The organism is Amycolatopsis echigonensis (genome assembly GCF_014174495.1).
GTDB classification, from domain to species: domain Bacteria; phylum Actinomycetota; class Actinomycetes; order Mycobacteriales; family Pseudonocardiaceae; genus Amycolatopsis; species Amycolatopsis echigonensis.
Genome location: NZ_JACJHR010000008.1, coordinates 123,392 through 139,446, shown reverse-complemented (window position 1 = coordinate 139,446; position 16,055 = coordinate 123,392). Strand labels below are relative to the sequence as shown.

Annotated in this window: 9 protein-coding genes and 1 pseudogene; 6 read left to right on the top strand and 4 right to left on the bottom strand. The window is 69.6% G+C overall.

Translation table 11 applies throughout. The features are described from left to right. Positions 1-12 precede the first annotated feature (12 nt). Positions 13-1,191 (bottom strand): globin domain-containing protein, encoded by a 1,179-nt coding sequence (locus H5411_RS08245; RefSeq protein WP_183123475.1) that lies wholly within the window; start codon positions 1,189-1,191, stop codon positions 13-15. A gap of 342 nt (positions 1,192-1,533) precedes the next feature. Between H5411_RS08245 and H5411_RS08240 the strand changes: the two genes are divergently transcribed. The 4 genes from H5411_RS08240 to clpB all read left to right on the top strand — a co-directional run bounded on the left by H5411_RS08240 (position 1,534) and on the right by clpB (position 8,183). Next, positions 1,534-2,025, top strand: coding sequence for a MarR family winged helix-turn-helix transcriptional regulator (locus H5411_RS08240; protein WP_101436869.1), 492 nt, complete (start codon positions 1,534-1,536; stop codon positions 2,023-2,025). A 32-nt stretch (positions 2,026-2,057) separates the two neighbouring features. Then, a complete protein-coding gene (locus H5411_RS08235) occupies positions 2,058-4,169 on the top strand; it encodes an MFS transporter (RefSeq protein WP_183123474.1) in 2,112 nt (703 codons plus the stop codon). Positions 4,170-4,307: 138 nt separating this feature from the next. Beyond that, the gene (locus tag H5411_RS08230; protein ID WP_101436870.1) at positions 4,308-5,495 is read left to right on the top strand and encodes an MFS transporter; all 1,188 of its coding nucleotides are present in this window, start codon (positions 4,308-4,310) and stop codon (positions 5,493-5,495) included. A gap of 93 nt (positions 5,496-5,588) precedes the next feature. Then, on the top strand, positions 5,589-8,183 hold the full coding sequence (gene clpB, locus H5411_RS08225) for an ATP-dependent chaperone ClpB (protein ID WP_183123446.1): 2,595 nt from the start codon (positions 5,589-5,591) through the stop codon (positions 8,181-8,183). Positions 8,184-8,681: 498 nt separating this feature from the next. Here clpB and H5411_RS08220 read toward each other — a convergent pair. Then, a pseudogene (locus H5411_RS08220) lies at positions 8,682-9,371 on the bottom strand (hypothetical protein); the annotation flags it as partial. A gap of 281 nt (positions 9,372-9,652) precedes the next feature. On the opposite strand from H5411_RS08220, the gene H5411_RS08215 reads away from it, so the two are divergent. Then, positions 9,653-10,801 (top strand): glycoside hydrolase family 88/105 protein, encoded by a 1,149-nt coding sequence (locus tag H5411_RS08215; RefSeq protein WP_183123445.1) that lies wholly within the window; start codon positions 9,653-9,655, stop codon positions 10,799-10,801. Between the two features lie 54 nt (positions 10,802-10,855). On the opposite strand, the gene H5411_RS08210 is transcribed toward H5411_RS08215, so the two are convergent. Beyond that, the gene (locus tag H5411_RS08210) at positions 10,856-14,053 is read right to left on the bottom strand and encodes an arabinosyltransferase domain-containing protein (RefSeq protein ID WP_208637377.1); all 3,198 of its coding nucleotides are present in this window, start codon (positions 14,051-14,053) and stop codon (positions 10,856-10,858) included. A gap of 240 nt (positions 14,054-14,293) precedes the next feature. Then, positions 14,294-15,163, bottom strand: a complete 870-nt coding sequence (locus H5411_RS08205) for a hypothetical protein (RefSeq protein ID WP_246368850.1) — start codon at positions 15,161-15,163, stop codon at positions 14,294-14,296. Between the two features lie 61 nt (positions 15,164-15,224). Between H5411_RS08205 and H5411_RS08200 the strand changes: the two genes are divergently transcribed. After that, positions 15,225-15,992 (top strand): SDR family NAD(P)-dependent oxidoreductase, encoded by a 768-nt coding sequence (locus H5411_RS08200; RefSeq protein ID WP_183123443.1) that lies wholly within the window; start codon positions 15,225-15,227, stop codon positions 15,990-15,992. The last annotated feature ends 63 nt before the right edge of the window (positions 15,993-16,055 follow it).

The window sequence follows — 16,055 nt, the reverse complement described above, 5'->3', positions numbered from 1 at the left end:
GCCGGATCGCGCTCAGTCCGCGGTGAACGGGTCGTACTGGATCTGGTCCAGTGCGCTGCCCGCGACCAGCATCCGCGAAACCGTCGCGCGGATCATCGCGGGCGAACCGGACACCAGGATGTCGTGGTCCGGCCACGCGCCGTACCGCGTGACCGCCTCGGCGAGGGTGCCGTGTTCGCAGCCCGGCAGATGGTCGCCGCGTTCGACGACCGGGGTGATCGTGAGCCAGGGGTTGGTCGCCGCGAGCGCGCGCAGTTCTTCCAGGTCGTAAAGGTCTTCCCGGGTCGGACCGCCGTAGAACAGCCGGGTCTTCGGATTCTCGCCCCACAACGCGAGGTGGTCGAGGATCGCCCGCAGCGGCGCGACGCCGGTGCCGCCCGCGACCATCAGCACGCCGCGCGACTGTTCGCGGTTGACGGTCATCCGGCCCAGCGGCGGACCGAGCCGCCAGACGTCGCCCGCCTGCGTGTGGCTCACGATCGCCCGGGACACCCAGCCGCCGTCGACCGCCCGCACGTGGAATTCGATGCCGCCGTCCTCGCGCGGCGCGTTCGCCGGCGACAGATACCGCCACAACCGCGGTCGCTGCGGCACCTCGACGCTCATGTACTGGCCCGGCGAATACGGCACCGGCTGGTCCGGGATCACCCGCACCAGCGCGAGATCCCAGGTGAGCCGCCGGTGCTCGATCACGGTGGCCGACCACGACGCCGGGTTCTCGTCCGCCGCAGCGGCCTCCTGCATCGCGCGCGCGACGATGGTGAACGCCTCCGCCCACGCGCGCTCGACCTCCGGCGTCCAGTCCGGGCCGAGGTGGTTCTTCAGCGCGGCCAGCAGTGCGGTGCCCACAGCCTCGTAATGCTTGGGTGCGACGCCGAACTTGCGGTGGTCGCGGCCGAGCTGGCGCAGGAACGGGAGCAGGTCGTCCGGCCGGTCCACCATCTGCACGACGCGGGCCAGCGCCCGGATGATGCGCCCGCCCTGCACTTCCATGTTGATCGGGAAGAAATCGCGCGTGGCGGGCGCGAGCGTGAACAGCATCCCGTAGAAGAACTGCGAGATCTCCGGGGCGTACGGCTCCGATTTGGCCCAGGTGTCGCGGATGAGCTGCACCATCGCGACGACGGCCGCGGGCGCCTGCCGGGGCGCGGCCGAGGTCCGCGGGAGCGGGCTGATCGAATCGGCTGTCATCGGGCTGTCGTCGTTCATAGGGCGGAACCGGAGGCCGGGGGGTTGGGAGGGGAAGGTCACGAGAGCAGGGCGGCCGAGGTTGTCGGATTCGGCTCGCGCGGCCGCGCGGGGGAATTCGCCACTCCTGCTCCTCGTTGTCCACGACGTGCTCGCCGCGTCGGCATCGCGGGGCGTCTGGTCCGCAGAGTAGCCGCACTGAGGCGGATTGCCCGCATCGTTGCTCCGGTCGGGTTACCGGCCGGTCGGACGTGGGACAGCTCACCAATTAGATAGTTGTCCTACGCAACCTTTGAGCTTAAACTTGTAGAGTACAAGCAAGTGGGCACTGGCCCGGGAGGAACGATGAGCCCAGCTGACGATGTGCGGCTCGAACTGCTGCGGGAGCTGAAGGCGTCCGCCCAGCTCCAGCACCTGTGGATCATGCAGGCGTGGCAGAACGAGCCAGGGCTGCATCCGGCCTCGGCCATGCTGCTGTCCGACCTCGCCAAACACGGCGAGGCGCGCCCGTCCGAGGTCGCCAAGCGCAGGCTCGTCGACCTGTCGGTGATCAGCAGGCAGATCGCCCAGTTGCAGGCCGCCGGGCTGATCGAGCGCCGCCCCGCCCCCGAGGACGGGCGCGCGTCGCTGATCAGCGTGTCCGAGACCGGTCTCGCCCGGCTCGAACTCTGGCGCAAGCAGTACCTCGAGTTCTTCGAGACGGCACTGGGCGGCTGGGACGAGGACCGGATCGCCGGCCTCACGTCGCAACTCGCCGAATTGAACGAAGGTCTGCGCGCGACGCTCGGCCCGTCCGGGTACTGCGCCGGCGCACCCGCAGACGGGAAAGTGAAGTAGCGAAAGTGGAAACCACCGCATCCGGGCAGTCGATGACGCACCGGGAAATCCTCAAGGCCTTCACCGGCCTGCTGCTGGCCCTGCTGGTGGCGTTGCTGTCGTCGACCATCGTGTCCAACGCGCTGCCGACGATCCTCGCCGACCTGCACGGTTCGCAGAGCGAGTACACCTGGGTCGTCACCGCGACGCTGCTGACGTCGACCGCGACCACCCCGATCTGGGGCAAGCTCTCTGACTTGTTCAGCAAGAAACTGCTGTACCAAATCGCGATCGTCGTTTTCACCGTCGGTTCGGCACTGGGCGGGATCGCGCAGTCGATGCCCGAGCTGATCGCCTTCCGCGCGCTGCAGGGCATCGGGCTCGGCGGGCTGCAGGCGCTGATCCAGGTCGTGATCGCGGCGATGATCGCGCCGCGCGACCGGGGCCGCTACACCGGCTACACCGGCGCGGTGTTCGCTGTCGCGACCGTTTCCGGCCCGTTGATCGGCGGGCTGATCGTGGACTCGCCGCTCGGCTGGCGCTGGTGTTTCTGGGTCTGCGTGCCGCTGGCCGTCGTCGCGTTCATCGTGCTCGGCCGGACGCTGAAGCTGCCGGTCCTCAAGCGCAAGGTGCGGATCGACTGGCTGGGCGCGACCCTGCTGGTCGGCGGCGTCGCGCTGCTGCTGATCTGGGTTTCGCTCGCCGGCGGCAGCTTCGGGTGGGTTTCGTGGTCGAGCGCCGCGTACGTCGGCGGTGCGATTGTCGCGCTGGCGCTGGCGGTTCTCGTCGAATCGCGGGTCGCGGAGCCGGTGGTTCCGCTGCGGCTCTTCCGCAACCGCACCTTCACGCTGTCCGTGCTCGCCTCGCTGGCGGTCGGCACCGCGATGTTCGGCGGTTCGGTGTTCCTCGGGCAGTACTACCAAATCGCGCGCGGCTTTTCGCCGACGCACGCCGGGCTGATGACGCTGCCGATGGTGCTCGGGCTGGCCGTCGCTTCCACCGGAGCGGGCCAGGTCATTTCCCGCACCGGGCGCACCAAGCCGTTCATGATCGCGGGCGGGGTATCGCTCCTGGCCGGGCTGTTCCTGCTCTCGACGGTGGACCACGCGACGAACCTGACGCTGATGGGCGTCTACCTCGCGCTGGTCGGCCTCGGCCTGGGCTTCCTGATGCAGAACCTGGTTCTGGTCGTCCAGAACACAGTCGCGATGAAGGACATCGGTTCGTCGTCCTCGGTCGTCACGTTCTTCCGGTCGCTCGGCGGCGCGGCGGGCGTGTCCGCGCTCGGTGCGGTGCTCGCCGCCCGCGTGGCTACCAACATCGCGAACTCCCTGTCGCAGATGGGTATTCACACTGGCGGCGCGGTTTCCGGCGGTGGCACGTTCGCCATCTCGTCGCTCCCGCCCGCCCTGCAGCCGGTGGTGCGCGGTGCCTTCGGCGACGCGACCGGCACGGTGTTCTTCGTCGCGGGCTGCATCGCCGTGGTCACCTTCCTCGCGGTGCTGTTCATCAAGGAGGTGCCGCTGCGCCGGACCCTCGACGCGGACGCGCCTGCACCGGCAGCAGTTTCGGCCGAGGCAGTCTCCGTCGTCGAAGCTCCAGTCGAGATGACCAGCGTGCTGCGCGGCCGGGTTCTCGATGCGGCCGGTCGCCCAGTGTCCGGTGTCGTGCTCACGCTCACCGACATGGCGGGGCGTCAGGTCGACGTCGGGCGTACGGGACGTACGGGCGCGTACGAACTGTCGGCGAACACCGTGGGCGAGCACGTCCTTCTCGCGACAGCTGGTTCGACGCGGCCGGCGGTGTCGACCGTGCATCTCAACGGCAACGCGCGTTGGCACGACTTGCTGTTGGACAGCCAGGGCACCATCTCGGGCCGCGTACGCGTGGCCGGTCGGCACGCCGCCGTCGCAGGCGCGGTGCTCATCCTCACCGACCGCTTGGGCACTGTCACCGCAACGCACATCGCGGGCGGCGACGGCGCGTACCGCTTCACGGGAATCGAACCGGGCGCGTACACGCTCACCGTCTCCGCACACGGATACACACCTCACGCGGAAACAATGACGGTCGGCGACGGTGCTGCGGCACAGCATGATGTCGAGCTGAGCCAAGCCGCCGAGCGAGAGTTCGTTAGGCACCAAGGAACACTCAGCGTCGACTAAAGGGGCTCGTGAGTGTCTGTCCCGGTTCTCACCGCGACAGACACTTACGTGCTTTCTACTGGGAGTGGCATTTGCCGTCCGGCGATGCGCCCTCCCGGCCCTGCCTCGTCCCCCTTCTCCGGAGGTAGCGTCGAATATGTGACGCGAAGCAGGGTCGCGATGTTGCTGGCAATGGGAATCGACAACTTCGGTTCCGGACTTTTCCTTCCGCTCGCACTGCTTTACGTGACGCGGGTGGTCGGAGTCCCGCTCGTCGAAGCGGGCACAGCGGTCACTGTGGGCACCACGGCCGGGCTTCTCATGCCGCCGCTGGCCGGGCGGCTGGTGGATCGCGCTGGGCCGAGAGCCGGAGTTCTTGCGGCGCAACTGTTGCAGGCAGCCGGAACGAGCGCGTACTTGTTCGCGCACGGCATCGGCGGCGTGGTGGTGGCCGCCGTCCTTCTCGGCGCCGGGCAGCAAATGTTCTACAGCTGCCTGTTCGCGCTCATCTCCGAAGTCGCCGGAGACGTGCCGAAGGATCGGCCGTTCGCCGAGGTCGGAATGGTCCGCGCGGGCGGATTCGGGCTCGGCGGGCTGATGTCGTCCGCATTGCTCACCTGGTTCGGCGACGGCGGTTACAGCGTCGCGCTGGTTGTGGACGTGCTGACTTTCGTCGCGGCGGCGGGCCTCGTCGCGGCGTTCATCCCTCCGGGCCGCCGGTTCGCGCCCGCGGCGCGCGTGCGAAGCGGCGTGCTGCGCAACCGGCCGTACCTGACGTTGATCCTGCTGAGCGGGCTGTTCGGGTTGTCGCTCGACTTCTTCCTCATCGGCACCCCGGTGTTCGTGCTCGACCGGCTGCACGCGCCGACCTGGCTGCCCGGCGCGATCCTGTTCCTGCTGACCGTGCTGACCAGCGCCGGCGGCACGGTCGCGCTCCGGCTCACCCGGGGCCTCAGCCGGATCAGCGCGATGCGGGCCGGGTCCGCGCTGTTCGCCGCGTGGTGCCTGACGAGTGTCGGCGTACTGCTGGTTCCGCGAAGCTGGCAGGTGCCGTACCTGCTGGCCGCCACGCTCGTGTTCGCCGCCGGTGACCTGGTGTTCGGCCCGCGCTCCGGCGCACTCGCCGAGGCCGCCGCACCGCCCGAGGCGAAGGGCCGTTACCTCGCCGCGTTCCAATACGCGTTCACTGTGGCTCAGGTGCTCGCTCCAGCGGTCGTGTCGTTGTTCTCCGTGGCGGCTTGGTTACCCTGGGTTCTGGTCGGGGGTTGTGCTTGCCTCGCCACGCTCGGGCTCGGCAGGCTGGGCCCGAGGCTGCCCGCGGCCGCCGTGGCACCAATTCAGAGTTGAGCGGAACAGACTCAACTTTGCTGACGTTATAGCTATCGACGGGCCTTGGTCGGGCCGGTCACCAGGACTTTCCACAAACGCATGAGGTGAGGGATGGACGCTTTCAACCCGACCACGAAGACCCAGCAGGCGATCTCGTCCGCGGCGCAGGCGGCCACCGTGGCCGGCAACCCGCACGTGTCGGCCGCCCATCTGCTGGGCGCCCTGCTGGCGCAGGGTGACGGGACCACCGCACCGCTGCTGACCGCGGTCGGGGCGGACCCGGAGACGGTGCACAAGGAGCTCGAACCGATCATTCAGGCGCTGCCGTCGGCGACCGGCGCGACCGTGTCGACCCCGCAGTTCGACGCGCCCGCGGTCAAGTCGCTCACGCAGGCGCAGAAGCTCGCCACCGAACTCGGTGACGAGTATGTGTCGACCGAGCACCTGCTCGTCGGCCTCGCCACCGAAGGAGCCCAGGTCGCGGACCTGCTCAAGCGGCACGGCGCCACGCCGGACGCGCTGCGCGAGGCGTTCGCGAAGGTGCGCGGGTCGGCCCGGATCACCAGCGCGGACCCCGAAAGCACGTTCAAGGCGCTCGAGAAGTACGGCGTCGACCTGACCGAGCGCGCGCGTTCGGGCGAACTCGACCCGGTCATCGGCCGCGACACCGAGATCCGCCGCGTCGTGCAGGTGCTGTCCCGGCGTACCAAGAACAACCCGGTGCTGATCGGCGAACCGGGCGTCGGCAAGACGGCGATCGTCGAAGGCCTCGCCCAGCGGATCGTCGCGGGCGACGTGCCGGAATCGTTGCGCGGCAAGCGAGTCGTCGCACTCGACCTCGGGTCGATGGTGGCCGGGGCCAAGTTCCGCGGCGAGTTCGAGGAGCGGTTGAAGGCTGTCCTCAAGGAGATCACCGACTCCGCGGGCGAGGTCATCACGTTCATCGACGAGCTGCACACCATCGTCGGCGCCGGTGCGACCGGCGAGGGCGCGATGGACGCGGGCAACATGATCAAGCCGATGCTCGCCCGCGGCGAGCTGCGGATGGTCGGCGCGACCACGCTCGACGAGTACCGCCAGCACATCGAGAAGGACCCGGCGCTGGAGCGCCGTTTCCAGCAGGTGCTGGTCGGCGAGCCGTCGCCGGAGGACACCATCGCGATCCTGCGCGGGCTGAAGGAGCGGTACGAGGTGCACCACGGGGTCCGGATCACGGACGCCGCGCTGGTCGCCGCCGCGACGCTGTCGGACCGCTACATCACCGCGCGGTTCCTGCCGGACAAGGCGATCGACTTGGTCGACGAGGCCGCGTCGAAGATCCGCATGGAGATCGACTCGCGTCCGGTGGAGATCGACGAGGTCGAACGGGCCGTGCGGCGCATGGAGATCGAGGAGATGGCGCTGTCCAAAGAGGACGACGCGGCTTCTCTCGAACGCCTGACCGCGCTGCGTGCCGAGCTGGCCGAGAAGCGGGAGGAACTGACCGCGCTGACCGCACGGTGGCAGAACGAGAAGGGCTCGATCGAGACCGTCCGTGAGCTGAAGGTGCAACTGGAACAGCTGCGCGGCGAATCGGAACGCGCCGAACGCGACGGCGACCTCGGCAAGGCCGCTGAGCTGCGGTACGGCCGGATTCCGGCGCTGGAGAAGGAGTTCGAGGCCGCGATGGCCGCGAACGAGGCCAGCAAGCAGAACGTCATGCTGAAGGAAGAGGTGGGCGCGGACGACGTCGCCGACGTGGTCAGCGCGTGGACCGGCATCCCGGCCGGGCGTCTGCTGGAAGGCGAGACGGGCAAGCTGCTCCGGATGGAGGAGGAGCTGACCCGCCGCGTCGTCGGCCAGGACCAGGCGATCCAGGTCGTCGCGGACGCCGTGCGGCGGGCGCGGGCCGGAGTCGCCGACCCGGACCGGCCGACGGGTTCGTTCCTGTTCCTCGGCCCGACCGGCGTCGGCAAGACCGAGCTGGCGAAGGCGCTGGCGGAGTTCCTGTTCGACGACGAGCGCGCGATGCAGCGGATCGACATGAGCGAGTACTCCGAGAAGCACTCGGTGGCCCGCCTCGTCGGTGCTCCCCCGGGCTACGTCGGCTACGACCAGGGCGGCCAGCTCACCGAAGCCGTCCGGCGCCGCCCGTACACGGTGGTGCTGCTGGACGAGGTCGAAAAGGCGCACCCGGACGTGTTCGACGTGCTCCTGCAGGTCGTCGACGACGGCAGGCTGACCGACGGCCAGGGCAGGACGGTGGACTTCCGCAACACCATCCTGATCCTGACGTCGAACCTCGGCTCGCAAGCGATCGCCGACCCGGCACTCGACGAACGCCAGCGCCGCGACGCGGTGATGGAGGTCGTGCAGCGGCAGTTCAAGCCGGAGTTCCTGAACCGGCTGGACGACATCGTGGTGTTCCACGCGCTCGGCACCGAGCAGCTGACGTCCATTGTGGACATCCAGGTCGCCCGGCTGGCCAAGCGGCTCGCCCGGCGCCGCCTGCACCTCGAGGTGACCGACGGCGCCCGGGAATGGCTGGCGTTGAACGGCTTCGACCCGATCTACGGCGCGCGCCCGCTGCGCCGGCTGGTGCAGTCGGCGATCGGGGACCAGCTGGCGAAGCAACTGCTCTCCGGCGAGGTCCGGGACGGGGACACCGTGCGGGTGGACCTGCCGGATCTGGAGACCGGCGAGACGTTGAAGGTGTCGAAAGCCTGACGGCGGTCCGTGAAGGGCTCCTTGGGGGAACCAGATTCCCTCAAGGAGCCCTTCACGGCGTTTAGGCCCACGAGTCCACGGCGAGAAACCACGCCGCGCGAGTTTCTCACCAGCAGAACGACAAGCTGGGGACTGGGGTTGCGCCGCATCTCCAAGCCGCTGTTGCGCGAGCAGTAGGCAGGCCACTGCCTCACCGACCTTCACGGCAGGACTCAGGCCGAGCCCAGCTTCAAACACGAAACCGCCCGGCCGCAACACGCGACCGGGCGGTTTCCTGTCTCAAAGTCCTTAAGCGTTTTCCCCACGCTCCGGCTCCCCCGGCCGGCCCGGTGGAACCGCGCTCCCGCCCTGGCTGCCCGGCGGAGTCCGCGGCGCGGGCGGGGAAGGCTGCCGCTCCGTCATGCGGGTGTCCGCCGGAGAGGGAGCTGTCGTCTCGACCGCCCGCGTGTCGACCGGGCGGGTCGCCTGGGTGTCCGCTGGCGACGGAGCGCTCGTCGGGGGGCCAACGGGGGTGCCCGCGGAGGGCGTCCAGGTGCGGTTCGAGTCGTAGTCCTCGTCGAACGGGTCCACGATGTCGGCGATCTCGCCCAGGTCGCGCAGCAGCCGCTCGAGCCGCGACGGTCCCGCGCCCGGCACGACGCTGGCCAGGACCCATTCGTTCTCCAGCCAGGCCACGCCGACGTCGCCGCCCAGCTGGTCGGCCGCGTCGACCAGGTCCTGGGTGATGACCTGGCGCGCGCCCTCCGAATCGTCGGCGAAGGCGTAGCGCTGGCCGATCGGGCCGAGCATCTCCGGCATGTTCTCGCGCTGGAACGGCACGCTCGACAGCCACATCTCGACCGGCACCCGGTGCGTCTTGTTGCAGCGCACGGCCACGACCACCGCGGGCACCTGGCCCTGGGATTCGATGTCGAAGATGAACACCGGACGGCGGCCGTCGGAGGTGAAAGTGGAGCCCGCGACGACGTTCACCGCCGCGTCGGCGCCGAAGTAGCCGATCGCGCCCCCCGACCACTGCCGGGGCAGCCGTTCGTCCTCTTCCACGAACTGCCAGCCGCGCAACTGGGCCCAGCGCTGCCGCTCACGGTTGCGCGAGCCTTCCCTGGCCCGGTCCGCGAAGAGCAGGCCGAGCCCCGCCACCAGCGCGACGGCGGCGATGACGAACCAGATCCACGCCGAGATACCCACGCCGGTCAGGGTATCGCTGCCGGGCGCTCCGACCGGGACGGCAGCACCGTGTCGGCGCGCCCCGTTTGGCCGGAACCGTCCAGGTCGCGTCGACAAATCGGCTAATCGCCCGGATTCGGTGTCCCGTGCGGACGGGTTCCCGCTGACCGGAGGGCCCGCTGCGCCTATCCAGCGATCGGAGCGGACATCCAGGACAGGATTCTTGCCGGACCGCTCCGGGACCGAGTAGAGGTCGTTCGACAGCCTTTCCCGCCGCCGCCGACAGCAGGAAGGACACCCGCATGTCCCTCTCGAGAAGATCGGTTCTGGCCGGCACCGCGGCGGCGCTCGGCACGCTCGCGCTGCCCGGGGCCGCGTCGGCCCGGGAAGCGCGCGACTGGTCCCGTGCCGTCATCGACTCCACCATGAAGCGCTACACCCCGGCGTCCATCGGCGGCTGGAGCTACCCGCTCGGCCTCTACTTCTACGGCCAGTACCTCTTCTACCGGCGCACGAAGGAACGCGAATACCTCGATTACGTCATCGCCTGGTACGACCGGTTCATCACCGACGACGGCATCTCCAACAGCTTCAGCAGCCTCGACTTGATGCGCGCCTGTCAGATGCTTCCGTTGCTGTACAACGAAACCGGCGACGCCAAGTACCGCAAGGCCGCCGACCAGCTGCGCAAACGCTTCGAGACCTACCCGCGCACGAGCGACGGCGGGATGTGGCACGCGGTCAGCCGTCAGCACCAGCTGTGGGGCGACGGCGTGTACATGGCGCAGCCGTTCCTCGCCTTGTACGGCAAGGTTTTCAACGATCCGGGCTACTGCTACGAGGAATCCGCCAAGAACCTTTCCGTCTACTTCGGACACCTCAAGGAACCCGCGAAGGGCCTGATCTACCACGCCTACGACGAAAGCGGCACCCAGCCGTGGGCGACCGGGCCCGGCAAGCACTCCGGCTTCCACTGGGCCCGCGCGGTCGGCTGGTTCGGGATGGCGGCGATCGACATCCTCGAGGTGCTGCCCGCCGACCATCCGCGACGGCCGGAGCTGGTCGGGATCGTCAAGTTCCTGGCGGAGGGGTACCGCCGGTTCCAGGATCCGCGGACCGGCCGGTGGTACCAGGTGGTCGACCACGGCGGCGACGCCGGGAACTGGCTGGAGACGTCCGCGTCCTCGATGTACGCGTTCACCGTTTCCCGCGCGATCGAGCGCGGATACCTGCCCGCGTCCTATGCCTCGGTCGCTCAACGCGGGTATGCCGGAGTCCTGCAGAAGGTGTCCCTGGGTCCGGACGGGCTGACGAATATCACCGACATCTGCGAAGGGACGAACGTCGGGGACTTGCAGTTCTACTTCGCGCGGAAGCGGCTGACCAACGACTTCCACGGGCTCGGCGCGTTCTTGATCATGAACGAGCAGTTCACCCGATATCGACCCTGAAAAGCGCGAAGGGCCCCTTGAGCGAATCAAGGGGCCCTTCACCGCACGCCCGGTTTACGTCTCGCCGGTCGGGTTCGCGGGCTTGGCCAGCGGACCAGGCGACCAGATCCCGGAGTGCGTCACCGACTTCTGATGCAACGCCGCCGAGGGCGGAAGCGCGCTCGAGACCTCGGGCTTCACCTCGTACAACGTCCCCCAGTCCCGGTCGACGTCGCCTTCCAGATACGTCGGCAACGCCTCCATCTGGGTACTCGCGTTCATCCAGGTGAACGGCCCGCCGCCGGCCGGCGAGGACCAGTACCGGCCGACCGTCCGCAGGTCGTCGCCCGCGCTGATCCGGTACTTCGGCATCTCGGCGATCCCGTTGTGAATCGACGACGGACGCAGGCACGGGTGCTGCGCGGCGGCGGCCCACTCCAGGAACACCGGGTCCTGCCCGACCACGTCGGTCATCTTCGCGATCTTCGGCGCCCGCGGCGCGCTGAACGCGAACCAGCCTTCGCTGCCGAGCCCGCGGCCCTTCGCCACGATCCGCACCTGGTCGGCGCCCGCGGGCACGCTGACCCGCGCGTCCCGCCAGTTGGTGTCCTTCTTCTTCGCGTCGAGCTGCTCGCGGCTGAGCACCTGGAACCCGGCGGGGGTGTTCCTGCCGAATTCGGCGGTCAGCGAGTTCGGGTCGTCGGCCTTGCCCGCGAGGGCGACCACGATCGGCACCGAGCCGTCGCGCGCCCGCTCCGGGATCGAGTACCACGGGGTGCGCAGGTCGCCCGCGCCGTCGCCGGACTTGTGGTAGCTGCCCCAGATCGGGGCGCCGTCCTTGCCGAACTGGTACGGCGGGTTCCATTGGTCGGCGTTTTCGGTCGGCAGGCCGCCGTTGGTCACGAAACCCTTCTGGGTGCTGGTCAGCCAGTCCTTCGGCGTGGTTCCGCGGTCGGCGTCGGCGGGCACCTGCCAGCCCGGCGCGGCGTTCTGCGGCTGCTGCGGAGCCGCTTCGAGAAGGCCGGCCTTCGGGTCGCGTTCGACCTTGATGTAGTCGGACAGCCCGCAGCTTTGCCCGGCCAGCTGCCGGATGTTGTCGGCACCCATGTTGTAGGTGTCCCAGCGCTTCTGGATGCCCTTCGCGATGCTGCCGACCTCGAACAGCACCAGAATCGCGCACACCGTCGACAGCGGCGCGAGCCCGAGCCGCAGCGCCCGGCCGCGGTTTTCCAGGTCGGACTTCGCCACCGGGGCGGGCGGTACGAACGGTTCGTGCTCGTTGTGCTTCATGTGCTCGATCGCCGCGATCGCCAGCGCGACCGCGGCCGCGACGAGCGCCATCGTGCTCAGCTTGATGCCGAAAAGCTGCGGCGGCAGGTCGAACCACGGCACGCCCCACGCCGAGACGTACCACCAGGCGTTCGGCCCGGTCGAGGCCAGCGCGACGATCACCATCAGCCCGGCGAAGAACGCCGACCGGTTGCGGCGCGACAGCAGCACGGTGGTGCTGGTCGACAACGCGGTGAGCGCGGCGAGCGGACCGCCGACCGCGACCAGCATGCCGAAGTGGTGCGAGTGCTTGGTCGGAGCGAGCGCGAGGACCACGAAGGACAGTGCGCTGATGCCGAGCAGGCGACGGCTCGGGCCGAGCGCGGCGCCGCGGATGTTCCCGCGCCGCAGCAGCACGACCGCGCAGGTCGCCAGGCAGAGGAAGATCAGCAGCACCGGGAACCGGCGCGTCATGGAGCCGTCCGGGCCGTTGCTGAACAGCATCGTGTACCGGTCCAGCTCGTTGTACCAGGCCCCAGTCGGCCCGAGCGAGGACCGAAGCCGCACCGATTCGAGCGTGCCGCTCAGCGTCTGGTCGCAGAAGATCAGCGCGAGGATCACCAGTCCGGAGGAGGCGATCGGCGCGAGCACCGGCACCCAGCCGAACTGGCGGGCGTGCCGGAGCACGATCTTCGCCAGCGGTTTCAGCCCGACCACGAACGGCAGCACGGCCATCAGCCCGTGCGGGTTGACCGAGACGCACAGCGCCGCGACCGTCAGCCCGATCGCCGCCGGGCCCATCCGCCGGGTCGCCACGGCGCGTTCGACGGTGCAGATCGAGATCAGCGACAGCAGGGCGACCAGGTTTTCCGGGCGCAGTCCGTTGTCGTAGGGCAGCCAGAAGGCCAGGAAGACCGCTCCCGCCGCCCAGCCGGCCGCGCTGCTGATCCGCACCTGCCTGCCGAGCCGGGGAAGCACGCCGCGGCTGATCAGCATCCAGCAGGCGACGCCCATCAACAGCGACGGCAGCCGCATCCACGGCGTGAGCGAACTGACCTTGGCCATCCACGAGTAGACGTCGACGAACCACGCCATCGGCGCGTCCGGCGCGGCGAACCACCGGTAGTACTCGCCGATGTACCCGGCGTCGCCGCGGACGCGCGCCATGGTCGTGAAGTAGCCGTCGTCGGCGGTCATCGCGCCGATCAGCCACCAGACGACGAGCGTGCCGAGCACTGCTATGTCCAGGAATTTCAGCTTCCACCAGCCGCGCGCGGCCAGCCGGGGCGCGCGCCGGCCGGAAAGCCGGTCCAGCCGGTACAGCCCGATCACCGCGCCGGCGAAGCAGAGCACCGACAGGACGATGGCGGCCAGCTTGATGGCGGTCGCGGTGCTGGCCCAGCGGTTGTCCACCTGCGCGGAGACCGAGAGGCCGTGCGTGTCGTCCTGGTTCGTCAGGTCGGAGAAGAAGCCGGTGAGCTGCGGCCGGTGGTCGTCGCTGACGTCGGCCAGCCGGGTCCCGCCGACGGACGCGGTCGTGTGCTTCGCGTCGGAGTGCACGGTGATCGTGCAGTCGCCCTCGCCTACCGGGGCCGAGCCGAGCTGCTGGCCCTGTGAGGAGAGCGTGAGCTGGCCGTCGCCGACCTGCAGGGCCATCCCGGTGACCGTGCCGATGCTGGAGCTCGGCGGGTTGGTGCTGAACAGCACGGCCTTGCCGTCGGTGCGCGCGTCGAGCGCCCGGGCGGTCGCGCACGGGACCTTCGCGTCGAGCGAGATCGGGGCCTGTGCGGTCAGCGGGGCGGACACCGCTCTGGTGCCCTGGGCCGTCGGCCAGTCGAGGGTGGTTTGCTCAAGCGTGACGGGCAGGAACGGGACCGCGATCGCGAGGATCGCGCCGGCGATTCCGAAAACCGCAGCGAGCAACCGCGCCCGACGCGCGGCTGGGCTCTTGCCGATAGCTGTCGGCGACGCCTTTTCGGCGGCAACGGATTCGAGGTCGACCACGCCCCGCAGGCTATCCAAGCGGATGCGCGCGTCCCGCTGGGGACTCTCTCGAAGGCGGCCCCACCTGGTCGAGCCCACATTCCTGCGCCGAATAACCACGGTGGGTAAAGGAAACCCCACCTCGCTTAAGACGAACGGGTGAAGGTCGGCAGCTCGCGGCGGCTCGCGTCGGGGGCCGTTTCACGATCCGGAAACGGTCCGGACTCGGTTGCCGAAAGCGGACTCGGCAGGTCGGTGAATTTAGCCGGGCGAGAAAGTGAACGGCGGCCCGGAAACTGTCCATCCGTTGTCAATGACCGGATTGCCCAGCACCTCGGCGCCCACGTGCTGACTCCGGGTAACCGGAATACCCAGGGTAGAAGCGGTGCTCGCGTGCGCCGCCGCGAGGTCCGCGGCCGACAGTTCGCCGTGGAACCCCTCCGTGCGGTCGGCGGTCGACTGGCTCGTCGCGGCCAGTGTGTGCACCGGGCCGAGGTCGCCGGAGACGCTGTGCCGCTGCGTGGACTCCAGCCGCGTCACGTCGAGCTTGCCGGTGAACTGGCCGAGCACGCTTTCGTCGGAGTTCGCGACCACCGAGCCCGCCGGGCCGAGGTCGACGGCGTCGGCGGCGGTGCGTTCGACGCGGGTGCCGCTCATCAGGTCGCCGGAGAACCGCCCGGCCAGACCCGTCTCGGCACCGGTCTTGCTGCTGGAGAGCGCGTCGACGCCGTGCGGCAGCTGAACGCCGTGCCGCGCCGACTGGTCCAGACCGGCTACGTGCGCACCGTCGAACGGCTGCGTGTGGTGCACGCCGAGGTCGTCGCCGGCGAGCGCGCGGCCTGCCTCGCCGAGCCGCAGCTCGTGGGTCTGGGACTGACCGGCGGTGTCCGGGCCGAGCGCCTGGTGCAGGTTCGACGTGGCGGACGCCGGCAGGTCGCGCGTCGCGATCGTCTCGTCGCGGGTGAACTGGAGATCGGAAGAGGAACCGTGCTGGTGCAGGTCGAGCGGCAATCCCCCGCGCGGGGTGTCCGCCAGCGCCGCGGCCGGGCCGGCGAGCAACAGAGCGAGGGGCGCCGCACCGGCGGCCATCCGGGGCAGATATCCGGGCGTCCGCTTGGTGTGCTTGCCCATGCGCCGGACGATACTGCGCCACCAGCGCAAACGCAGCTGAAAAACGGGTAGCTTCACCCACATGACCACCAGTTCTGTGATCACCGGAGCCACCGCGGGCATCGGCGCGGAATTCGCGCGCCGGCTCGCCGCCGACAAGCACGACCTCGTCCTGGTCGCCCGGGACGAGGAGCGGCTGGCCGCGCTGGCTGGCCAGCTGCGCGCGCGGCACGGCGTCGAGGTGACCGTGCTCCCCGCCGATCTGTCCGAAGTGGACGGCCGTCGTCGCGTCGCCGAGCTGCTCGAAACACAGCCGGTCGACCTGCTGGTCAACAACGCGGGCTTCGGGCTGAGCGGCGAGTTCTGGGAGATCCCGGCCGACGACCTGCAGCGCCAGCTCGACGTGAACGTGACCGCCGTGCTGCAGCTGACCCGGGCGGCGCTGCCGGGCATGGTCGAACGCGGAAGCGGCTCGGTTATCAACATCTCCAGCGTCGCCGGCTTCTTTTCGGGACGCGGCTCGACCTATACCGCCAGCAAGAACTGGGTGACCTCGTTCACCGAGGGCATCGCGATGTCGCTGCCGAAGGGCGTGCGGATGATGGCCCTGTGCCCCGGCTTCACCCACACCGAGTTCCACCAGCGCGCCGGTTTGCGACCGGAGGGGCCGAAGGCGTTCTGGCTCGACGTGGCCCAGGTCGTCGACGAAGCACTCGCCGACCTGCGCCGCGGCAAGGTGATCTCGGTGCCGAGCCTGCAGTACAAAGCCCTGGTCGGGATCGGCGGACTGCTGCCGCGCCCGGTGCTGCGCAAGCTCGCCGGCGGGTTCGGCAACCGCCGCCGCACCTGAGAGGTAGGGGCAGCCCTACCCCGCCCCGGCGTGCGTGCCCCAGGGTGTTTTCCCCCGCCGGCC